18 protein-coding genes are annotated in these 20,718 nt (G+C 66.2%); 4 read left to right on the forward strand and 14 right to left on the reverse strand.

What is annotated here, in order from left to right; genetic code table 11:
* Window positions 1-50: 50 nt before the first annotated feature.
* The 13 genes from AC1DN0_RS21980 to coq7 form a co-directional block, all read right to left on the reverse strand.
* On the reverse strand, window positions 51-1,034 hold the full coding sequence (locus AC1DN0_RS21980; RefSeq protein WP_035875606.1) for a D-alanine--D-alanine ligase: 984 nt from the start codon (window positions 1,032-1,034) through the stop codon (window positions 51-53).
* Window positions 1,031-2,470 (reverse strand): UDP-N-acetylmuramate--L-alanine ligase, encoded by a 1,440-nt coding sequence (murC, locus tag AC1DN0_RS21985; RefSeq protein ID WP_276291242.1) that lies wholly within the window; start codon window positions 2,468-2,470, stop codon window positions 1,031-1,033. Before murC ends, AC1DN0_RS21980 begins: the two co-directional genes overlap by 4 nt.
* 12 nt (window positions 2,471-2,482) lie before the next feature.
* Window positions 2,483-3,553 carry an undecaprenyldiphospho-muramoylpentapeptide beta-N-acetylglucosaminyltransferase gene (gene murG, locus AC1DN0_RS21990; RefSeq protein WP_035875611.1) on the reverse strand — a complete coding sequence of 357 codons (1,071 nt, stop codon included), beginning with the start codon at window positions 3,551-3,553 and terminating at the stop codon, window positions 2,483-2,485.
* Window positions 3,550-4,791 carry a putative lipid II flippase FtsW gene (ftsW, locus tag AC1DN0_RS21995; protein ID WP_035875613.1) on the reverse strand — a complete coding sequence of 414 codons (1,242 nt, stop codon included), beginning with the start codon at window positions 4,789-4,791 and terminating at the stop codon, window positions 3,550-3,552. Before ftsW ends, murG begins: the two co-directional genes overlap by 4 nt.
* Window positions 4,788-6,314 (reverse strand): UDP-N-acetylmuramoyl-L-alanine--D-glutamate ligase, encoded by a 1,527-nt coding sequence (gene murD / locus AC1DN0_RS22000; RefSeq protein ID WP_441625640.1) that lies wholly within the window; start codon window positions 6,312-6,314, stop codon window positions 4,788-4,790. The genes ftsW and murD overlap by 4 nt, the downstream gene beginning before the upstream one ends.
* A 48-nt stretch (window positions 6,315-6,362) precedes the next feature.
* Window positions 6,363-7,532, reverse strand: a complete 1,170-nt coding sequence (gene mraY / locus AC1DN0_RS22005) for a phospho-N-acetylmuramoyl-pentapeptide-transferase (protein WP_035875618.1) — start codon at window positions 7,530-7,532, stop codon at window positions 6,363-6,365.
* A 76-nt stretch (window positions 7,533-7,608) separates the two neighbouring features.
* Window positions 7,609-9,024, reverse strand: a complete 1,416-nt coding sequence (locus AC1DN0_RS22010; RefSeq protein WP_477146005.1) for a UDP-N-acetylmuramoyl-tripeptide--D-alanyl-D-alanine ligase — start codon at window positions 9,022-9,024, stop codon at window positions 7,609-7,611.
* Window positions 9,021-10,568: a UDP-N-acetylmuramoyl-L-alanyl-D-glutamate--2,6-diaminopimelate ligase gene (locus AC1DN0_RS22015; RefSeq protein WP_441625647.1), complete on the reverse strand. Its 1,548-nt coding sequence runs from the start codon at window positions 10,566-10,568 to the stop codon at window positions 9,021-9,023. Before AC1DN0_RS22015 ends, AC1DN0_RS22010 begins: the two co-directional genes overlap by 4 nt.
* On the reverse strand, window positions 10,565-12,364 hold the full coding sequence (locus AC1DN0_RS22020) for a peptidoglycan D,D-transpeptidase FtsI family protein (protein ID WP_441625650.1): 1,800 nt from the start codon (window positions 12,362-12,364) through the stop codon (window positions 10,565-10,567). The genes AC1DN0_RS22015 and AC1DN0_RS22020 overlap by 4 nt, the downstream gene beginning before the upstream one ends.
* Window positions 12,361-12,684 (reverse strand): cell division protein FtsL, encoded by a 324-nt coding sequence (gene ftsL / locus AC1DN0_RS22025; RefSeq protein ID WP_035875624.1) that lies wholly within the window; start codon window positions 12,682-12,684, stop codon window positions 12,361-12,363. The genes AC1DN0_RS22020 and ftsL overlap by 4 nt, the downstream gene beginning before the upstream one ends.
* Entirely contained in the window at window positions 12,681-13,682 is a 1,002-nt protein-coding gene (rsmH, locus tag AC1DN0_RS22030; RefSeq protein WP_035875626.1) for a 16S rRNA (cytosine(1402)-N(4))-methyltransferase RsmH, read from the reverse strand. The genes ftsL and rsmH overlap by 4 nt, the downstream gene beginning before the upstream one ends.
* A 7-nt stretch (window positions 13,683-13,689) precedes the next feature.
* Complete coding sequence (gene mraZ / locus AC1DN0_RS22035) at window positions 13,690-14,118, reverse strand: division/cell wall cluster transcriptional repressor MraZ (RefSeq protein WP_035875627.1); 429 nt, start codon at window positions 14,116-14,118, stop codon at window positions 13,690-13,692.
* 475 nt (window positions 14,119-14,593) lie between these two features.
* On the reverse strand, window positions 14,594-15,217 hold the full coding sequence (gene coq7 / locus AC1DN0_RS22040; protein WP_441625653.1) for a 2-polyprenyl-3-methyl-6-methoxy-1,4-benzoquinone monooxygenase: 624 nt from the start codon (window positions 15,215-15,217) through the stop codon (window positions 14,594-14,596).
* A gap of 338 nt (window positions 15,218-15,555) precedes the next feature.
* Between coq7 and AC1DN0_RS22045 the strand changes: the two genes are divergently transcribed.
* The 4 genes from AC1DN0_RS22045 to AC1DN0_RS22060 all read left to right on the forward strand — a co-directional run bounded on the left by AC1DN0_RS22045 (window position 15,556) and on the right by AC1DN0_RS22060 (window position 18,938).
* Window positions 15,556-16,671: a porin gene (locus tag AC1DN0_RS22045; RefSeq protein ID WP_441625655.1), complete on the forward strand. Its 1,116-nt coding sequence runs from the start codon at window positions 15,556-15,558 to the stop codon at window positions 16,669-16,671.
* Between the two features lie 184 nt (window positions 16,672-16,855).
* Complete coding sequence (locus AC1DN0_RS22050; RefSeq protein WP_441625657.1) at window positions 16,856-17,872, forward strand: Bug family tripartite tricarboxylate transporter substrate binding protein; 1,017 nt, start codon at window positions 16,856-16,858, stop codon at window positions 17,870-17,872.
* 68 nt (window positions 17,873-17,940) lie between these two features.
* The gene (locus AC1DN0_RS22055) at window positions 17,941-18,486 is read left to right on the forward strand and encodes a MarR family winged helix-turn-helix transcriptional regulator (RefSeq protein WP_441625659.1); all 546 of its coding nucleotides are present in this window, start codon (window positions 17,941-17,943) and stop codon (window positions 18,484-18,486) included.
* Entirely contained in the window at window positions 18,483-18,938 is a 456-nt protein-coding gene (locus AC1DN0_RS22060) for a hypothetical protein (protein ID WP_477102587.1), read from the forward strand. The genes AC1DN0_RS22055 and AC1DN0_RS22060 overlap by 4 nt, the downstream gene beginning before the upstream one ends.
* 69 nt (window positions 18,939-19,007) lie before the next feature.
* On the opposite strand, the gene AC1DN0_RS22065 is transcribed toward AC1DN0_RS22060, so the two are convergent.
* Window positions 19,008-20,690, reverse strand: a complete 1,683-nt coding sequence (locus tag AC1DN0_RS22065; RefSeq protein WP_477146006.1) for a long-chain-fatty-acid--CoA ligase — start codon at window positions 20,688-20,690, stop codon at window positions 19,008-19,010.
* Window positions 20,691-20,718 lie beyond the last annotated feature (28 nt).

Genomic DNA, 20,718 nt, shown 5'->3' on the forward strand with positions numbered 1-20,718 from the left:
TTAGCGTTGTTCCGGTTCCGGTCGGTCGGGTTGCAGTGTTTGTCCAGTGCTCAATCGGGTTTCCAGGCCTCGCTGGGATGCAGGTCCAGCGTGGCGGCCGCGGTCACCTGCATGACGAAATCCTCGTAGCTGATGCCCACCGCGCGCGCCGCCATCGGCACCAGCGAATGGCCGGTCATGCCGGGCGAAGTATTCATCTCGAGCAGGAAAGGCTTGCCGTCGGCGCTCAGCATCACATCGGCGCGCGCCCAGCCGCGGCAACCCAGCACGCGGAAGGACTGCACAGCCAGGCGCCGGACCTCGGCTTCCACGTCGTCCGGCAGGCCCGACGGGCACAGATATTGGGTATCGTCAGTAAAGTACTTATTTTGATAGTCGTAGTTCGCGCCGGGCGCGACGATGCGGATCACCGGCAGGGCTTCGGCGCTAGCGCCCTCCCCGACTATCGGACAGGTCAGCTCGGCGCCGTCGATAAATGTCTCGGCGATGACGTCGTTGTCCAGCGCCGCGGCTTTCTCGAAGGCGGCACGCATCTGGCCGGACTCGGTCACCTTGGTCAGGCCGATCGACGAACCCTCGCGCGCCGGCTTGACGATGAGCGGCAGGCCCAGGTCGGCGGCAACGGCGTCGAAATCCGTATCGGCATGCAGCATGGCAAAGCGCGGCGTGGGCAGGCCGTGGGTCATCCACAGGCGCTTCGTTGCCTGCTTGTCCATGGCCAGCGCAGAGGCCAGCACGCCGCTGCCGGTGTAGGGCACGCCCAGTTGCTCCAGCAGGCCCTGGATGGTGCCATCCTCGCCGTAGCGGCCGTGCAGGGCGATAAATACGCGATCGAAACCGGCCGTGGCCAGCTCGGCCACCGACTGCAGGCCGGGATCGAAGGCATGGGCATCGACGCCGCGCGAGCGCAGCGCGGCAAGCACGCCGTTGCCCGACAGCAGTGAAATCTCGCGCTCGGCCGAGCGGCCGCCGAGCAGCACGCCGACCTTGCCCAGCGATTTGGGATCGATATTGGGATGGGCGACGAAACTCATGCCTGCCCCCCAGCCTGTTGCGAAACCAGTTGTCCGGGCACGGTGCCGATCGTGCCGGCGCCCATTGTCACCACCACGTCGCCGGGCCGGGCGGCATTCAGGATAGCCTGCGGCATTTCGTCGATCTGCTCCACAAAAACGGGTTCAACCTTGCCGGCCACGCGCAGCGCGCGCGTCAGCGCGCGGCCGTCGGCGGCCACAATCGGGGCTTCGCCGGCGGCATAGACCTCGGCCAGCAACAGCGCATCCACGGTGCCCAGCACCTTGATGAAATCTTCAAAGCAATCGCGCGTGCGGGTAAAGCGGTGCGGCTGGAAGGCCAGCACCAGCCTGCGTCCGGGGAACGCACCCCGCGCCGCCGCCAGCGTCGCGGCCATCTCGACCGGGTGGTGGCCGTAGTCGTCGACCAGCGTGAAGGTGCCTTCGCTCCTGGTTTCGCCCTGCGCATCCGTGCTGACGCAAGCAACTTCGCCATAGCGCTGGAAGCGGCGTCCCACGCCGTGGAACTCGCGCAGCGCCTTGACGATAGCGGCATCGGGCACTTCCAGTTCGGTCGCGATGGCGATGGCCGCCAGCGCGTTCTGGATATTGTGCATGCCGGGCAGGTTCAGCACCACATCCAGCGGCGCCTCGGCATGGCTGTTGAGCTGGCGCAACACGGTGAAGTGCATCTGGCCGTCGACCGCGCGCGCGTTGACCGCGCGGATCTGCGCGTCCTCGGCAAAGCCATAGCGCACGATCGGCTTGGAGACGAACGGCATGATCTCGCGCACGTTGGGATCGTCCACGCACAGCACCGCGATGCCGTAGAACGGCAGGCGCTGGGTGAATTCCACGAACGCCTGCTTGAGACGAGCGAAGTCGTGCCCGTAGGTGTCCATGTGATCGGCGTCGATATTGGTAATGACCTCGATCACCGGGAACAGGTTCAGGAACGAGGCATCCGACTCGTCGGCCTCGGCCACGATGAAGTCGCCCGTGCCCAGGCGCGCGTTGGCGCCCGCCGAATTCAAGCGGCCGCCAATCACAAAGGTGGGGTCAAGCCCGCCCTCGGCCAGCACCGACGCCACCAGGCTGGTGGTGGTGGTCTTGCCGTGGGTGCCGGCGATGGCCACGCCCTGCTTCAGGCGCATCAGCTCGGCCAGCATCACCGCGCGCGGCACCACCGGGATGCGCTTGGCCCGCGCAGCCAGCACCTCGGGGTTGTCGTTGGTGACGGCGGTGGACACAACCACGGCATTGGCGCCGTTGATGTTGGCGGCGTCGTGGCCGTGCATCACGGTCGCACCCAGCGATGCGAGGCGCCGCGTGGCGGCATTGCTGCCCACGTCGGACCCCGAGACCTTATATCCCTGGTTCAGCAGGACCTCCGCGATGCCGCTCATGCCGGCGCCGCCGATGCCTACGAAGTGGATGTTCTTGACGATGTGCTTCATGAATCCGTTGTATCAATCCCTGGCCATCTGGCTGCAGATCTCCGCCACGCGCCGGGTTGCTTCCGGCTTGGCAAGACCACGCGCCTGATGCGCCATCTCTTTGAGTCGGGGCCGCGACAGCGAGGCCAGCGTCTGCGCCAGCCCGCTCGCGGTCAGTTCGTTCTGCTGGACCAGCAAGGCGGCATCCTGGCTCGACAGGAATTTCGCATTGGTGGTCTGGTGGTCATCGACCGCATGCGGGAAAGGCACGAACAGTGCCGCCACGCCTGCCGCCGCCACCTCCGACACGGTCATCGCGCCCGCGCGGCAGATCACCAGATCCGCCTCGGCGTAGGCCGCTGCCATGTCGTCGATAAAGGGCAATGCTTCCGCCGCCACGCCGGCGGCCTGGTAATTGGCGCGCAGCGTGTCGATCTGCTTGGCGCCGGCCTGGTGCCTGACCAGCGGGCGCTCGCCTTCCGGCAGCAGCGCCAGCGCCTTCGGTACGACTTCGTTGAGCGCCGCCGCGCCCAGGCTGCCGCCCACCACCAGCAGCCGCAACGGGCCGCTGCGGCTGTCGTAGCGCTGCTCGGGCGCCGGCATCCGCGCGACCTCGTCACGCACCGGGTTGCCGGTCCACTCGCTGTCCGGCAGCGCGTTCGGGAAGGCGCACAGCACCCGGTCCGCGACCTTCGCCAACACCTTGTTGGCCAGACCGGCGATCGAATTCTGCTCATGCAGCACCAGCGGCCGGCCCAACAGCGAGGCCATCATGCCGGCCGGGAAGGTGATATAGCCGCCCATGCCCAGCACCACATTGGGCCGCACCCGGCGCAACGCCTGCACGCTTTGCCAGAAGGCGCGCAACAGGTTCAGCGGCAGCATCAGCTTGGTCAGCGGACCCTTGCCGCGCAAGCCGCCGAACTGGATGAACTCCATCGGGATGTCGTACTTGGGCACCAGCGTGGCTTCCATGCCCGTCCGGTTGCCCAGCCACACGACGCGCCAGCCCTGCTCGCGCAATGCGCGAGCGACCGCCAGCCCGGGGAAGACATGCCCCCCGGTGCCGCCGGCCATCACGAGCAAGGTGCGCGGTGCGGTCATACTTTCCCTCCGCGCATCATGACGCGATTCTCATAGTCGATGCGCAGCAGGATCGCCAGCGCCACGCAGTTCATCAAAATGCCCGAGCCGCCGTAGCTCACCAGCGGCAGGGTCAGCCCCTTGGTGGGCAGCAGGCCCAGGTTCACGCCCATATTGATAAAGGTCTGCCAGCCGATCCAGATGCCGACGCCCTTGGCCACCAGCCCCGCAAAGGTGCGGTCGAGCTGCAGGGCGGTACGGCCGATCTCGAAGGCGCGGCGCACCATCCAGTAGAACAGCACGATCACCACCAGCACACCCACAAAGCCGAATTCCTCGCCAATCACGGCGAGGATGAAGTCGGTATGCGCCTCGGGCAGGTAGTGCAGTTTTTCAATACTGCCGCCCAGCCCCACCCCGGTCCACTCGCCGCGGCCGAAGGCGATCAGCGAGTGGGTGAGCTGGTAGGCCTTGCCGAGCGCGTTGGCCTCTTCCCACGGGTTGAGATAGGCGAAGATCCGCTCGCGCCGCCATGGCGACGCCGTGATCAGCAGCGCAAAGGCACCCACCGCCACGCCGACCAGACCGGCGAACAGCTTGCCGTTGATGCCGCCCAGGAACAAGATGCCCATGGCGACCGTGGCCACCACCAGGAAGGCGCCCATGTCGGGCTCCAGCAGCAGCAGCATGCCTACCACTACCACCGCCACGCCCATCGGCAGGAAACCCTTGCCCACGTTTTGCATCCACTCCTGCTTGCGCACGGTGTAGTTGGCCGTGTACAGCACCACCGCCAGCTTCATGAACTCGGACGGCTGGAAGTTCATGATGCCGAGCGGAATCCAGCGCCGCGCGCCATTCACGCCCTTGCCCACGAAGGGCACCAGCACGAGGATCAGCATCACCAGCGCGATCACGAACAGCTTGGGCGCGTACTTGTCCCAGAACTTGACCGGAATCTGGAAGGCCAGCAAGCCCATGGACAGCCCGATGAACAGCGCGAACGCATGTCGTGCGAGAAAATGGCTTTCACGGTAGTTGGCGTACCGCGGCGAGTCCGGCAGCGCGATCGAGGCCGAGAAGACCATCACCAGGCCAAGYGCGAGCAGCACGATCGCCACCCACAGCAGCGGCTGGTCGTACTCCATCATGCGCGAGCGCGTCGGCTTGACGCCGGACACCGCATCGCGCAATCCGCCCCAGGCGTTGCCGATGGTGGCTCCGATAAAGCCGCTGCGCTTGACCGGTGCGTCGCTCATGGCACGATCCCCCTGGACATCGCCAGTTCTTCCACCGCGGCACGAAAGACTTCGGCGCGATGCACATAGTTACGGAACATGTCGAGGCTGGCGCACGCCGGCGACAGCAGCACAGCATCGCCGCCCTGCGCCGCAGTGGCGGCCAGGCTGACAGCCTGTTCGAGCGTGGCGGCGTCGGCCAGCGTGACGCCGGTCTCCTGCAGCGCGCGGCGCAGCTCGCCCGCATCCTTGCCGATCAGCACCACGGCGCGGGCGTACTGCGCCACCGGCGCGGCCAGCGGCGAGAAATCCTGCCCCTTGCCTTCGCCGCCGGCAATCAGCACCACGCGCTTGGCCAGCCCGGACAGCGCGGCCACGGTGGCGCCCACATTGGTGCCCTTGCTGTCATCGAAGAATTCGACGTCGTCGATCGTGGCGACCCACTCCACCCGGTGCGGCTCGCCGCGGTATTCCCGCAGGCCGTGCAGCAAGGCATTCAGCGGCAGGTCGATGGCACGGCACAGCGCTAGCGCGGCCATCGCGTTGGTGGCGTTGTGCATGCCGCGGATATGCAGCGCATCCGCCGGCATCAGGCGCTTGTGGCGCACAGGAACGGCTTCCGCTTCTTCGGCGGCGGCGGCCTTGCGGCGGCGCGGCTTGTTCTCGCCGTCGGATTCGCTATCGGGTTCCGCCACCACCAGCCAGGGCATGCCGCCCTCTCGCAGCACGCCGAAGCTGCCCGGTACCTCGGGCAGGTCGGTGCCGAAAGTCACCGGCGCCGTGCCGGGGCGCGCCATGTCCAGGCTCAGGCGGTCGTTGCGGTTCAGGATCTGCACGCAGCCGGCTTCGCCCGGCGCCGGCGCCGCGCCGAAGATGCGGGCCTTGGCGGCGGCATAGGCTTCCATGCTGCCGTGCCAGTCAAGATGGTCCTGGGTGATATTGAGCACCGTGGCCGCGTGCGGCGCCAGCGTGTGCGTGGTTTCCAGCTGGAAGCTCGACAGCTCCAGCACCCAGACCTCGGGCAGCGTGGCCGAGGCAATGCAGGCGGCCAGCTTGTCCAGCGCCGAGGGGCTGATGTTGCCCGCCACCGCCACGCTCTTGCCGGCGCGCTCGACCAGGCGGCCGGTCAGCGCGGTGGTCGTCGTCTTGCCATTGGTGCCGGTGATTGCCAGCAGCTTCGGCGCATAGCCCGACTCTGCCTGAAGGTGCGTCAGCGCACGCGCGAACAGCTCGATCTCGCCCCACACGGGAATCCCGCGCTCGCGCGCCGCGGACAGCAGCGCGGCAGTGGCGCCTTCCAGCGGCGACAGGCCGGGGCTGATCGTCACCAGTGCGATGCCGTCCAGCAGCGCGTCCGTGAAGGAACCACCATGAAATTCGGCCGAAGGCAGCTCGGCTTGCAGGAAGACCAGGTTGGCAGGCGCCTCGCGCGTGTCGGCAACGCGCACGGGCGCGCCATACTGGCCGCACCAGCGCGCCATCGCCAGGCCCGATTCGCCGAGGCCCAGCACCAGCACATGAGGTTTTTGCAACTCGCCAAACACTTCGATTCCCGCCTTTTTTCGTTTCTGCGTTGATAGATATGCGCCGGTTCAGCGCAACTTGAGCGACGACAGCCCGATCAGCACCAGCAACATGGTGATGATCCAGAAGCGCACCGTCACCTGCGTTTCCTTCCAGCCCGACAATTCAAAGTGGTGATGCAGCGGCGCCATCTTGAACAACCGCCTGCCCTCGCCGTAACGCCGCTTGGTGATCTTGAACCACGTCACCTGCAGCATCACCGACAAGGTTTCCACCACGAAAATGCCGCCCATCACGAACAGCACGATCTCCTGGCGCACGATCACCGCCACCGTGCCCAGCGCGCCGCCCAGCGCCAGCGCGCCGACGTCGCCCATGAAGACCTGGGCCGGATGGGCGTTGAACCAGAGGAAGGCCAGGCCCGCCCCCGCCATCGCCGAACAAAAGATCAGCAACTCGCCAGCCCCCGGGATATGCGGGAACAGCAAGTATTTGCTGTAGACCGAACTCCCCATCACGTAGGCAAATACACCCAGCCCGCTGCCGACCAGCACCACGGGCATGATCACCAGCCCGTCCAGGCCGTCGGTCAGGTTCACCGCATTGCTCGAACCCACGATCACCAGGTAGGTCAGCACGATAAAGCCGGCCACGCCCAGCGGATAGCTCACTTCCTTGAAGAAGGGCACGATCAGGTTGGACTTGTAGGGCATGTCCAGCGACAGTCCGCCTTCGACCCAGCCCAGGAACAGGTCCCACACCCGCACATTGCTGCTTTCCGACACCGAAAACGCCAGGTAGACCGCGGCCACCAGGCCGATCAGGGTCTGCCAGAAAAACTTCTCGCGGCTCGACATGCCGCGCGGATCGCGATAGACCACCTTGCGGTAATCGTCCACCCAGCCGATCGCGCCGTAGCCGAAGGTCACCAGCATCACGACCCAGATGAAACGATTGCCCCAGTCGCACCACAGCAACGTGGAGATGGCAATCGACACCAGCACCAGCACACCGCCCATGGTGGGCGTGCCGGCCTTGACCAGATGCGACTGCGGGCCGATGGTGCGCACCGCCTGGCCGATCTTGAGTTCGGTCAGCTTGCGGATCACCCAGGGTCCAAGGCCGAGCCCGATCAAAAGCGCGGTGAGGTTGGCCATCACCGCGCGGAAGGTCAGGTAGTTGAAGACCCGCAGGAAGCTGTAGTCGTTTTGCAGCCACTGGGCCAGAGCCAATAACATCGTGTTTCCGTATTCCTTTCGACAACCGCCCGGCGTGGCCGGGCTATCTGATTGCTTGATTAAGTGTTGATGACGATTAATGCGCGGGAGTGTCTGCGACCAGCGCATTCACCATCCGTTCCATCCGCATGAACCGAGATCCCTTCACAAGTACCGCGCTTGCTGCCGCCACGGTACCGTCCTTGTCTTCCGCCAACGCCTGCGCGAGGTCTTCAGCGCGTTCGAAATGCCGGGCCTGCGCGCCAAAGGCCTGCACCGCGTGCACCACTGCCGCGCCCGTCGCCCATAGCGTCTCGATGCCGCGGGCGCTCGCATAGGCACCGATCTCCGCATGGAAAGCCGGCCCCTGGTCGCCCACTTCGCCCATATCCCCCAGCACCAGCAGGCGCGGCGCGGCAAACCCGGCGAGCACGTCGATAGCCGCGCGCACCGAATCGGGATTGGCGTTGTAGCTATCGTCGATCACCAGCGTGCCGCCGGCAGCGTGCTTGACCTGCAGCCGTCCCTTGACCGCGGCGAATCCGGCCAGGCCGGCGCGGATCGCCTCAACGCCCACGCCGGCGCCCAGCGCGCAGGCGACCGCCGCCAGCGCGTTACGCACGTTGTGGGTGCCAAGCACCGACAGGCGGACCTCGAACGTGGCGCCGGGCGCCCGTACCTGCATCACTTGCACACCATCTTCCAGATGCACGCCGGCACTGACATCGGCGCCCGCCTCCAGGCCAAACGACAGCACGCGCCGCTGGCCGGCCGCCTGCCGCCAGATGCCGGCATGTGCCCCGCCACCCTCGGCGTCGAGCGGAAACACCGCCACGCCGTCGGCGGGCAATGCCGCGATGGCCGCCGCATGCTCGTGCGCCACGGCCTCGACGCTCACCATGAACTCCTGGTGCTCGCGCTGGGCATTGGTCACCACGGCCACGGTGGGCTGGGCGATGCCGGCCAGGTAAACCGTCTCGCCCGGGTGGTTCATGCCCAGTTCGAGCACGGCGAGCCGGTGCGCGTCGGTCAGGCGCAGCACGGTCAGCGGCAAGCCGATATCGTTGTTCAGGTTGCCGCCGGTGGCGAGCCTGGCGCCCTCCCCTACCGCCGCGGCGAAGATCGCCGCGATCATTTCCTTGACCGTGGTCTTGCCGTTGCTGCCCGTCACTGCAACCGCGGGCAGGCTGAAGCGGCGGCGCCAGCCGGCTGCCAGCTGGCCCAGCGCAAGGCGGGTATCGGGCACCACGATGGCGGGAATGCCAAGCCCGGCATCGGGCTCGCGCTCCACCAAGACCGCGGCGGCGCCGCGCGCCACCACATCGGCCAGGAAGTCATGCGCATCGAAGCGCTCGCCCCTGAGCGCGACGAAGAGGTCGCCGGGCTGGACCGTGCGGCTGTCGGTGAGCACGCGCGAGAAGGCGCGGCTGGCGGCGCCATYGGGCCCGGAAATACGCGCGCCGGCGATCCAGCCGGCGGCTTGCTGCAGATCAGTCATGGTGAATTGCGTCATGCCGACACCCCACGCGTACCCAGCGTCAGCCGGACGTGCTCGCGGTCGGAGAATGGCCGCTTGCGGCCATGCACCTCCTGGGTGGCTTCGTGCCCCTTGCCGGCCACCAGCACCACGTCGGCCGCGGCAGCGTGCTTGATGGCATACAGGATGGCGGCGGCCCGGTCTTCGATCAGGTGGGTGTGGCTGTGGTCGTCGATGCCATCGGCGATCGCGTTCAGGATGTCCAGCGGGTCTTCGCTACGCGGGTTGTCGCTGGTCAGCACGACTTCGTCGGCAAGGCGCGCGGCCACCGCGCCCATCAGCGGGCGCTTGATCGGATCGCGGTCTCCGCCGCAGCCGAACACGCACCACAGCCGGCCCTTGCGCGCCTGCGCCACCGGGCGCAGCGCGGCCAGGGTTTTTTCCAGCGCGTCCGGCGTGTGGGCGTAATCGACCACCGCCAGCGGGCCATCCTGGGCGCCGTGGCTGCCACCGAACAACTCCATGCGGCCGTCGACCGGCCTGAGCGTGCGCAGCGCGTCGATGGCTGCAGCCCACTCGATGCCGCTGGCGAGCGCGGCGCCGAGCACGGCGAGCAGGTTGCTGACATTGAACTCGCCGATCATCGGCGTGGCGACATCGGCGCCGCCGAAGCTGCCGTCGACATGGAAGGCGGTGCCGGCAGCCGTGGCGCGCACGCCGGTGGCGCGCAGCCACTGGCCGCCCTTGCGGGTGGCGCCGGCGGCGCCGTCGATGCCGTATTCGATCACCTGCCCGGTGACCAGCGTGCCAGCCAGCAGGCGCCGGCCCATGGCGTCGTCACGGTTGATCACGGCCGCGCGCAGGCCGGGCCATTGGAACAGCAAAGCCTTGGCCGCCTCGTACTCGGCCATGGTGCCGTGGTAATCGAGATGGTCCTGGGTCAGGTTGGTCAGCACCGCCACGGCGAAGTGCGTGCCGGCCACCCGGCCCTGCTCGAGCCCGTGCGAGGACACTTCCATTGCCACGGCTCGCGCGCCGGCGGCATTCAGCTCCGCCAGGCTGTCCTGCAACTGGACCGCGTCGGGCGTGGTGAAACCCGTAGCCGTGAGCGCATCAGGAAAACCGGTGCCAAGGGTGCCGATGGTGGCACAGCGCGTACCGGCCGCCTGCAGCGCGCGCGCCAGCCACTGGCTGCACGAAGTCTTGCCATTGGTACCCGTGATGCCGGTCACCGCGAGATCGCGCGCGCCGTTGCCATACCAGCCCGCGGCGATCGGGCCGGCGAGCTGGTGCAGGCCCGACACACCAAGGTGCGGCACGGTCTCGCCGTGCGGCCAGGCAAAGCCATCGGCCTCGTGGACGATCGCGCTGGCGCCGCGGGCGATGGCCTGGGCAATATGCGGGCGCGCATCGGTCGCCAGGCGCTCGTTGCCGAGCACGTAGGCGAAGAAAACGTCGCCCTGGGTCAGCCGGCGCGTGTCACCGGTCAGCCTGGCGCCGGCCGGCGCGTGCTGGTGCAACCAGTCCAGCGCGTCGCCGGCCTGTGCGGCCACTTCGAGGGGAAGCAGTGGCTGGCTCATTGCGTCGCGCTCCACGGTTCGCTTTCCTGCACCTTGTCGCTCACCACGAGTTGTCGGATCGGCGAATCCGGCTGCACATTGAGCGCACGCAGCGCGCCACCGGTAATCGCCGCGAAAGCCGGGCCCGCCGCGGCGCCGCCGTAGTGGCTGCCGGAGGTGGGCTCGTCCACGCTGACGGCCACGATCACGCGCGGGTTCGACATCGGCGCCAGGCCGATGAAGGAAGCGCGATACTTGCTGCGGTCGTAGCCGCGGCCAACGTGCTTGTAGGCGGTGCCGGTCTTGCCGCCCACCCGGTAGCCCATCACCTGCGCCTCGGGCGCGGTGCCGCCGGGCGCCGTCACGGTCTCGAGCATGGCTCGCACCTGGCGCGCCACTTCGGGCGACAGCACGCGCTCTCCGGTAACCGGGCCATTGGCACGGAACATCGTGACCGGGATCAGTTCGCCGTCATGGGCGAAGATGGTGTAGGCATGGGCGATCTGGAACAGCGACACGGACAGGCCGTAGCCATAGGACATGGTCGCCTGCTCGATGGGCCGCCAGCTCTTGAACGGGCGCACCCGTCCCGCCACCGCGCCCGGGAAGCCGATCTTGGGCGCCTGCCCCAGGCCCAGGCTGGTATACATATCCCACATTTCCTGCGGCTTGAGCAGCATCGCGATCTTGGTCGTGCCGATGTTGCTCGACTTCTGGATAATGCCGGCGACCGTCAACGACCCGTAATTATGGGTGTCGCTGATGGTGGCGCCTTCGTAGTTGAACTTGCCGGTAGTGACGAAGACCGTCGACGGCGTGACGCGCTTGAGCTGCAGTGCTAGGCCGACCGTGATCGGCTTCATCATCGAACCCGGCTCGAAGGTATCGGTCAGCACCCGGTTGCGCAGCTGTTCGCCCGACAGCCGGGTGCGGTCGTTGGGGTTGTAGGTCGGCCAGTTGGCCAGCGCCAGCACCTCGCCGGTCTGCGCGTCGAGCACCACGGCGCTGGCCGCCTTGGCCTTGCTGCGCTCGACGATGGCCTTGACCTCGTTGTGGGCCAGGTACTGGATCTTGGCGTCGATCGAGAGCTGCTGGTCCTCGCCGTCGCGCGGCGCCTTGAGGATGCCCACATCCTCCACCACGCGGCCGAGGCGGTCCTTGATCACCTGGCGCGCACCGGACTTCCCGGCCAGCACAGCCTCGCGCGCCAGTTCCACGCCTTCCTGGCCGCGGTCTTCCACATTGGTAAAGCCGACGATGTGCGCCATCGCCTCGCCCTCCGGGTAGAAGCGCTTGTATTCGCGGGTCTGGTGAATGCCGTCGATCTTGAGCGCGGCGATCTTGTCCGCGGCGTCCGGCAGCACCTGGCGCTTCAGGTAAACGAAGCTCTTGTCCTCCGTAAACTTGCGGCGCAGTTCCTTGTCACTCATGTCGAGCAGCTTGCTCAACTGGCGAATCTTGTCCGCGTCGATTTCGTCCGGAACGTCCTCGGGGACCGCCCAGATCGCCTTCACGGGAAGGCTGGTAGCCAGCACCAGGCCATTGCGGTCGAGGATCTTGCCGCGTGTTGCCGGCAACTCGAGGGTGCGCTGGAATCGCTTCTTGCCCTCGGCCTCATAGAACTGGTTGCCCGGACCCTGGATCCACAGCGCGCGTCCGGCCAAGGCGACGAAGGCGGCGAACATCATGAAAACCACCAGCTTGGAGCGCCACATCGGCAGGCGCAGGCCAAGCACGGGGCTGGCCGCGAACTGGCCGGTGCGTGGGCGCGAAGGGTTTCCGCGCTGGGCGTTTTGCGAGGGCCGGGCGATGGTCATGGCTTGCTCCCCTCCGGCGCGGCGGCCGCAGGCGCGTTCGCAGGTGGCGCATCAAGCACCACGCCGGCCAGATATTGGGTCCTGCCGGGAAGTACCGGCGTCATCTTCAGCTGCGTGCGCGCCGCTTCGGCAATGCGTGCGCTCTTGCCAAGCGCGCTCTGCTGGTACTGCAAGCGGGACCAGTCGATGTCGAGCTGCTTTTCTTCCGCCTGCGCACGCTCGTAGGCGACGAACAGGGTCCGGGCCTGGTGCTGAGCGCTCACGAGCGAGAGCGCGCACAGCATCAGTGCTGCCAGCAGGAAAAAGGTCAGGCGGTTCATGCGCGGCCCGCCTGCTCGGTGGATGCGGATACGGCGGGCAGCTTCTCGGCCACGCGCATCACCGCCGAGCGCGCGCGCGGGTTGGCGGCGATCTCTTCGGCGCCCGGCTTGACCCGGCCGAGCAGCCTCAGCGTGGGCTGCGGCAACTGGTCGGCGCGCAGAGGCGCGCGGCGCATGGCGGGGTCGGCGTTCTGCTGCGGACGGGCGTGCGCCTGCATGAACCGCTTGACGATGCGGTCCTCAAGCGAGTGAAAGCTGATGACCACCAGCCGCCCTCCTGCCTGCAACAAGTCGTAAGCCGCGCTCAGGCCTCTTTCGAGGTCCGCAAGCTCTTGATTGATGTGAATCCGTAGAGCCTGAAAGGTGCGGGTCGCAGGGTCCTGACCCTTCTCGCGTGTTTTGACGGCTTTCGCCACGAGCGCGGCAAGCTCGGCAGTAGTGGTGAGAGGTCCGCCATGGCCGGGTTCGCTCCTGCGAGCAACAACCGCCTTTGCAATCTGTACAGCAAACCGTTCTTCCCCATAGTCCCGTATCACCCTCGCGATGTCTTGCTCATCCGCTTGCGCCAGCCATTGCGCGGCGGTAATGCCGCGCGTGGTGTCCATGCGCATGTCCAGCGGTCCCTCGAAGCGAAAGGAAAAGCCCCGCTCCGCATCGTCGATCTGGGGCGAGCTGATCCCCAGGTCGAGCAGTATCCCGGTTACCTTGCCGCGTCCTGCCAACCGGTCCGACATCTCGGCGAAGCTGGTGTGCTCAATGGAGAAGCGGGCATCCTTGATGGTGCCCGCCTCTGCGATTGCTGCCGGATCCTTGTCGAATGCCACCAGGGCTCCGGCCGGGCCCAGCCGGGCCAATATTGCCCGGCTGTGCCCCCCTCTGCCGAAGGTGCCGTCCACGTAGACGCCATCCGGCCGCCAGACCAGGGCTTCGACAGCCTCGTCCAGCAGCACGGTGCGATGGCGCAGGGCGGTGGTCCCTGGCGTTTGGGTTGAGCTCATGACCTCGTCAGAAAGAGAAGTTCTTCAATGCATCCGGCATGCCCTGTGCCATCGCCTGCTGTTCCTTGGCGGCGTAGGTTGCGGCGTCCCAGACTTCGAAATGGCTGCCCATTCCAAGCAGCATGACTTCCTTGTCGAGCATGGCGGCATTGCGCAGCTCGGGGGCAATCAGCACCCGACCCGCGCCGTCCATGTCGACGTCAGCGGCATTGCCCAGGAAGATGCGCTTCCACCAATGCGCGTCCATCGGCAAGGCCGCAATGCGACTACGGAAATTTTCCCATTCAGGGCGGGGAAACAGCAGCAGGCAGCCGTCCGGGTGCTTGGTCAGCGTCACCCGGCCTTCGGCCTGCTGTTGCAGCGCTTCACGGTGCCGCGCCGGAATCGACATCCGGCCCTTGGCATCCAGTGACAGCGCCGATGCTCCCTGAAACAAGCTAGCCCCCGATCCGCGCCGGCATCTTTACTGCCGGTTGGCGCGTGAATCCTTCGGAATCCGACGTTGGGCGATGATCCCACAGCCAGACTACCTTTTCACACAAAAATACACTTCCTCACACTATTTCCCACTTTAGAGGAAGCGATTTGGCGGGTCAAGGCTCGCAGCAAGGCAACAAACCGGGTTTTTTGAATTAGAACAATGACTTAGCGCGCACACTTCACGCACCGAAAAAGTGAATCCCTAATGAAATGAAGATCTTATGGAGGAAAGCAGAGAAACCACCTGAGAACAGCAAGGGGAGGAACTGCCTGCGGCACGAAATTCAGCCACACGGGACCGATGGAAGGATACAACGTTTTGGCGTCTACCCTGCGTACGGAGGGTGCCAGTTGCCGCGCTGCGCCAGGCAACTGCGCGTGGCGAGCGGCGAATGCCGCGGGGATTCATCCTGCGCCGTACCGTAGCGCCGTCAGATCCGGTACGCGGCGGTGGTCATGACCCGGGAGGCAGCTCGCATCATCGCCCGCACCGGCGCGGGCAGCGGCATGCCACCCGCCTCGCGGGCGGCGGCGCCGTGGCGGACCTCATCGTCGCGCATCTGTTCCAGGATCGCGCGCGAGCGGGCGTCGGCAACGGGAATCTGTTCAAGATGGCCGTTAAGGTGCTGCTCGACCTGATACTCGGTCTCGGACACGAAACCCAGGCTGACCCGGTCACCTGTCCGCCCCGCAGCCCAGCCGATGGCAAACGCGCCGGCATACCAGAGCGGGTTGAGCAGGCTCGGACGCGAGCCAAGCTCGCGCAGACGCTCGGCGCACCAGCCGAGGTGGTCTTCTTCCTCGCGCGCGGCCTCGTCCATCTGCGCGCGCACCTGCGCGGTCCGCGCGGTCAGCTTCTGCGCCTGGTAAAGAGCCTGCGCGCAAACCTCGCCCACGTGGTTGACCCGCATGAGCCCGGCCACATGGCGGCGTTGCGACTGGTCGAGGCTGTCCGTATCGGGCGCGAGCGTTTCCGCCGGATTGGCGCGGCTGGCACGGGTGACGCCTGCGATCGCGCGCAAGGCCACATCGAATTCGCGAATCAAGTTATCCATGAATGCATCGCTGGTGGTTGCTCGGGACAGGCGCGCCGCCCGCTCCCGCCGAGGCGGACACAACGCTTGTGAAATCGCCTCGGGATTTCCCGCATTGTACCGTGAGCGCATCGCGCCCCGCCCTGCAGCCCCCCCCCCGCTAGGCCAGTGCCTGCCGCATCCGATACTCCAAAACCCTGAGTTGTGAAAAGCTGACAAGGGCAGTCGCCCCGATTGTGAAAAGGGGGCGGTTTGTTACAGTACTTGGCAGCTTCTGACGAAGTTGGGTAAGCGGTGCATGGAGACTCAGGAGGTTTCTCCGCTGACCACCAATAATTCTTACATGGAGATCATCGAGCATGAAAAAATCGCTTCTCGCGCTGGCTGCGCTGGGTGCATTTGCGAGTGCCGCACAGGCACAGTCCAGCGTGACGCTGTACGGCGTGGCGGATATGAACCTCGAATACGTCAGTCACATGGGCTCGCAAACGCCGACGATTGCCAACGGCTTTAATGCCGGCCAGGGCAACAACCTGTACCGCATGTCGTCCGGCGGCCTGTCCGGTTCGCGTTGGGGTCTGCGTGGCGTGGAAGACCTGGGCAGCGGCATGAAAGCCCTGTTCGTGCTCGAAAGTGGTTTCGGCCTTGACAATGGATCGCTTCAGCAGGGCGGCCGCATGTTCGGTCGTCAAGCGTACGTCGGCCTGGAAAGCGCCCAGGCTGGCCGCTTCACCTTCGGTCGCCAGTACACCACGCTGTTCGACCTGCTCGCCAACTTCTCGCCCAGCGGCTATGCCACCCAGTATGAACCGGTGGTGGCCCAGCTCGGCCTGAACTTCCGCTCGGACAATACCGCCAAGTACACCGGCGTATTCGGCCCGGTAACCGCCATCGCCCACTGGTCGTTCGGCAACGGCGTGGCCGGCAACGGCGAAGTCCCGGGACAGTTCCGCCGTGATACGGGCTACGGCGCCGGTGCAGCATACGCTGCCGGTCCGTTCGGCGTGACCGTCGCCTACGACCAGTACAACCCGACCCTGAGCGCGGCCGGCGACACCGGCACCTTCAAAAAGGCCGCGGTAGCAGGCAGCTATGCCTTCGGCGCGGCCAAGATTATGGGCGGCTATCGTTGGGGTCAGTCCAAGGCACAGAACGGCACGGCCCTGCTGCGTGACAACTACTACTGGATTGGCGCTAACTATCAGGTCCTGCCGGCGTTGGGCCTGACGCTGCAGTACACCTACGACGACGTTATCAAGCTGAACAATGTGAACGTCACGAACCCTTGGCAGATCGGGTTCATCGCCGACTACAACCTGTCCAAGCGCACCGACGTCTACCTGACCACCGCATTCTCGAAGAATGCAGGCCTGAACTTCGACACCTCGGCGATCAGCTTCGCCAATGGCTACTTCCTCGGCACCGGCAAGAACACCATGATCGGCGCGGCCGTGGGTATCCGCCACAAGTTCTGAGCGCATCCGCGTTCTTTTGCAAAGGCACCTTCGGGTGCCTTTTTTGCTTTCCGGCCGCGCCTCGCGCTCCATCCTAGGGCATCACCCCATCGGCACTTTGTTATGCCGACACTACAATGCAGCAACCTCTTCGGCCGCATTCAAATCGTGCCGTGCGGCCGCAAAACCAACAAGGAGACAGCCCATGCACCGCACCCGCCGCCGCGCGGCCCAGATGCTGCTGGCCACTATCGCCGGCGCATGCCTTGGCGCCTTAGCCTGGCAAGCCCCCGCGCTGGCCGCCGACCCTTACCCCAACAAGCCGATCCGACTGGTGGTTCCGTTCCCCGCCGGCGGCACCACCGACATCCTCGCCCGCGCGGTGGCCGCCGAACTGTCGAAGCTGCAGGGATGGAATGTGGTGGTCGACAACCGGCCGGGCGCGGGGGGCAACATCGGCGCCGACATGGTGGCCAAGGCAGCGCCGGATGGCTACACGCTGCTGATGGGCACGGTCGGCACGCATGGCATCAACCAGTCGCTCTATGGCAAGCTGCCATTCGACCCGATCAAGGACTTCGCACCCATCACCGAGGTGGCTTCGGTGCCGAATGTGCTGGTGGTCAATCCGGCCTTCGCCCAGCAGAACCGCATCAACAGCGTCAACGACCTGATTACCTACGCGCGCGCCAATCCCGGCAAGCTCAATATGGCATCGAGCGGCAACGGCACCTCGATCCATCTCGCCGGCGAGTTGTTCAAGACCCAGACCCGTACCTTCATGGTGCACTTCCCCTACAAAGGCAGCGGCCCGGCACTGACCGACCTGGCCGGGGGCACCATGCAGCTGATGTTCGACAACCTGCCTTCGTCGATGGCGCTGATCAAGTCCGGCAAGCTCAAGGCGCTGGCGGTCACCAGCGCCAAACCCTCTCCGGCGCTGCCCGGCGTGCCGACGGTGGCCGAAGCCGGTCACCTGCCCGGCTTCGAGGCCAGTTCCTGGTTCGGCCTGCTGGCACCCGCAGGTACACCGCACGACATCGTCGCGCGCATCCAGCAGGAAGTCGCCCGCTCGCTAGCCACGCCAGCGGTGCGGGAGAAGATGCAGGCCCAGGGCGCGGAGCCGGTCGGCAATACGCCGGAGCAGTTCGCGGCCTTTATTCGCGCCGAACACGCCAAGTGGGCCAAGGTCGTCAAGGATTCGGGCGCCAAGGTGGATTGAGGCCCCTTGCGGCCCGTGGCCGCACGCGAGCGCATATACTTGAGGCATCAAACAACCTGCGTGCCGCGATGCCCATCACACCTGCCGCCGAAGCTGCCGGGAACTCCGGGACCTCCGGAATCCCTGAGAAGGCCGGCGCCGAAGAGGCGCCGGTCGATCTCGAAACCCGCGCCGAAGACACCACCCATGATGCCCTGCGCCTGTGGCTGCGGCTGCTGACCTGCACCAACCTGGTCGAGTCCGACATCCGATCGCGCCTGCGCCAGGATTTCGCCTGTACCTTGCCGCGCTTCGATCTGATGTCCCAGCTCGACCGCCATCCCGAAGGCCTGAAGATGGGCGAGCTGTCGCGCCGCATGATGGTCACCGGCGGCAACGTCACCGGCATCACCGACCAGCTCCAGCAGGAAGGCCTGGTTTCGCGCGAGGCGCTGCCAAGCGATCGCCGCGCCTACCTGATCCGGCTCACCCCTGCCGGGCGCACGGCGTTCTCCGGAATGGCGCGCGCGCACGAGGCATGGATCGAGCAGTTGTTCAGCGGCCTGCCGCAAGCCGACCGGCGCGCGCTGTTCCGCCTGCTGGGCAAGCTCAAGGCTGGCCTGGTGAGCGCATGAACACTCGCCGGCCGGGACTGCCCGCGCTTGCCGCCTTGCTGCTGCCACTGCTGTTGGCAGCCGCTTGCCAGAGCGCGCCGCCGGGGCCGCAGATCACGCCACTCAATGCCACCATCAAGCTTGGGCGCATCAGCGCGAAGACGCTGGCGGGCCGGATCGATATACCGGATGCCGGCGCGGTGAATTCCGCGGTAGGCGTTGGTGGCGCGGCCTGGGGCGGCGGCGGCTGGAGCGGCGGCAGCGTTGGTTTTTCCATCGACCTGAACCGGTTGCTCAACCCGCCGCCGCAGCCGCAGATGGACCTGTACCAATACACGGTGGTGGCCCTCGATGGCAGCCGCACCACCGTCAATGGTCCGGCGGCGCCTGGCCTGGAGCCGGGTGCCTGCGTACGGATGGTCTATCCCGATGGCGCTCTCGAGCCGCGGCTTGCGCCTTCGCGCGAATGCTGACGAATCCCCGCGCCAAATGAAAAACGGCCTCCGCGCGGGAGGCCGTTTTTCCGTCGCTGGCGGCCTCGCTCAGGCAGCCTTGCGGGTATCGCGCAATTCGCGGCGCAGGATCTTGCCGACGTTGGTCTTGGGCAACTCGCCGCGGAACTCCACGTACTTGGGCCGCTTGTAACCGGTCAGGCGTTCCTTGCAGAAGGCAATCAGCTCGGCCTCGGTCAGCCCGGGGTCCTTCTTGACCACGAACAGCTTGACCACCTCGCCCGAATGCTCGTCGGGTACCCCCACTGCCGCCACCTCGAGCACGCCGGGGCATTCCGCAACCACGCCTTCGATTTCGTTCGGATACACGTTGAACCCGGACACCAGGATCATGTCTTTCTTGCGATCGACGATCTTGGTATAGCCGCGCTCGTCCATCACCCCGATATCGCCGGTCTTGAAGAAGCCGTCGGGCGTCATGACCTTGGCGGTCTCGTCCGGGCGGTTCCAGTAGCCGGCCATCACCTGCGGGCCGCGAATGCAGATCTCGCCGGGCTGGCCAAGCGGCACGTCGCGGCCATCGTCGTCGCGGATGGCGATGTCGGTCGAGGGAATCGGCAGGCCGATGGTGCCGGAAAACGCGTCGGTATCCGTGGGGTTGCAGGTGGCCGACGGCGAGGTTTCCGACAGGCCATAGCCCTCGATGATCGGACAGCCGGTCYTGGCCAGCCATTTCTTCGCCACCGCTTCCTGCACGGCCATGCCCCCGCCGTTGGCCACGCGCAGGCCGGAGAAGTCGACCTTGTCGATCTCCGGGTTGTTGATGAGCGCGTTGTACAGGGTGTTGACCGCCGGGAACATATTGAACTTGTACTTCTGCAGTTCCTTGATAAAGCCGGGGATGTCGCGCGGATTGGGGATCAGCACGCTCAGGCCGCCGCTGCGCATGCCCAGCAGGCAGCAGACCGTCAGCGCGAAGATGTGATACAGCGGCAGCGCGGTGATGGTGATCACCTGGTCGATCGGCGCGCCCTTGGCCAGCGCGGGCTGCATCCAGGCTTCGGACTGCAGCACGTTGGAGACGATATTCCGGTGCAGCAGTACCGCGCCCTTCGACACGCCGGTAGTGCCGCCCGTGTACTGCAGGAAGGCGATGTCATCTGGCCCTGTATTGGCAGGCTGCAGCTGCATGCCGCGGCCCTCCTCCAGCACGGTATTGAAGCGCACGCAGTTCGGCAGCTCCCACTCCGGCACCATCTTCTTGACGTTGCGCACCACGAAATTGACGATCGCCCCCTTGAGGCCGCCCAGCAGGTCGCCCATGCTGGCCACCACCACGTGCTTGACCGGCGTGGCGGACAGCACTTGCTGCAGCGTGGTGGCGAAGTTCTCCAGGATGACGATGGCCTCGGCGCCGCTGTCCTTGAGCTGGTGCTCCAGTTCGCGCGGGGTGTAGAGCGGATTGACGTTGACCACGACGAAGCCGGCGCGCAGCACGGCGGCCAGCACCACCGGATACTGCAGCACATTGGGCATCATGATGGCCACGCGCGCGCCGGGCTTGAGCCCGCGCGACTGCAGCCATGCGGCGAATTGCCGGGAGAGGCGGTCGAGCTCGCCGTAGGTGATCGACTTGTCCATACAGACAAAGGCGCGGCGATCGGCGTAGGTGCGAAAGGATGCCTCAAGCAACTCGGCCAGCGAGCGAAACTGGCTGCTATCGATCTCGGCGGGTACGCCGGCCGGGTAATGCTTCAGCCACAGTCTTTCCATGCGCCGTCTCCTGATTTCTGAATGATCG

This window comes from Cupriavidus sp. 05N39, assembly GCF_056397325.1.

What these genes read in the sequence shown, in the direction of transcription:
- AC1DN0_RS22045 (WP_441625655.1), top strand. Translation starts at nt 15,556, where the DNA reads ATGAAAAAATCGCTTCTCGCGCTGGCTGCGCTGGGTGCATTTGCGAGT.
- mraY (WP_035875618.1), bottom strand. Translation starts at nt 7,532, where the DNA reads ATGTTATTGGCTCTGGCCCAGTGGCTGCAAAACGACTACAGCTTCCTG.
- AC1DN0_RS22050 (WP_441625657.1), top strand. Translation starts at nt 16,856, where the DNA reads ATGCACCGCACCCGCCGCCGCGCGGCCCAGATGCTGCTGGCCACTATC.
- murC (WP_276291242.1), bottom strand. Translation starts at nt 2,470, where the DNA reads ATGAAGCACATCGTCAAGAACATCCACTTCGTAGGCATCGGCGGCGCC.
- rsmH (WP_035875626.1), bottom strand. Translation starts at nt 13,682, where the DNA reads ATGAGCTCAACCCAAACGCCAGGGACCACCGCCCTGCGCCATCGCACC.
- AC1DN0_RS21980 (WP_035875606.1), bottom strand. Translation starts at nt 1,034, where the DNA reads ATGAGTTTCGTCGCCCATCCCAATATCGATCCCAAATCGCTGGGCAAG.
- AC1DN0_RS22020 (WP_441625650.1), bottom strand. Translation starts at nt 12,364, where the DNA reads ATGACCATCGCCCGGCCCTCGCAAAACGCCCAGCGCGGAAACCCTTCG.
- AC1DN0_RS22055 (WP_441625659.1), top strand. Translation starts at nt 17,941, where the DNA reads ATGCCCATCACACCTGCCGCCGAAGCTGCCGGGAACTCCGGGACCTCC.
- coq7 (WP_441625653.1), bottom strand. Translation starts at nt 15,217, where the DNA reads ATGGATAACTTGATTCGCGAATTCGATGTGGCCTTGCGCGCGATCGCA.
- murG (WP_035875611.1), bottom strand. Translation starts at nt 3,553, where the DNA reads ATGACCGCACCGCGCACCTTGCTCGTGATGGCCGGCGGCACCGGGGGG.
- AC1DN0_RS22060 (WP_477102587.1), top strand. Translation starts at nt 18,483, where the DNA reads ATGAACACTCGCCGGCCGGGACTGCCCGCGCTTGCCGCCTTGCTGCTG.
- AC1DN0_RS22015 (WP_441625647.1), bottom strand. Translation starts at nt 10,568, where the DNA reads ATGAGCCAGCCACTGCTTCCCCTCGAAGTGGCCGCACAGGCCGGCGAC.
- ftsL (WP_035875624.1), bottom strand. Translation starts at nt 12,684, where the DNA reads ATGAACCGCCTGACCTTTTTCCTGCTGGCAGCACTGATGCTGTGCGCG.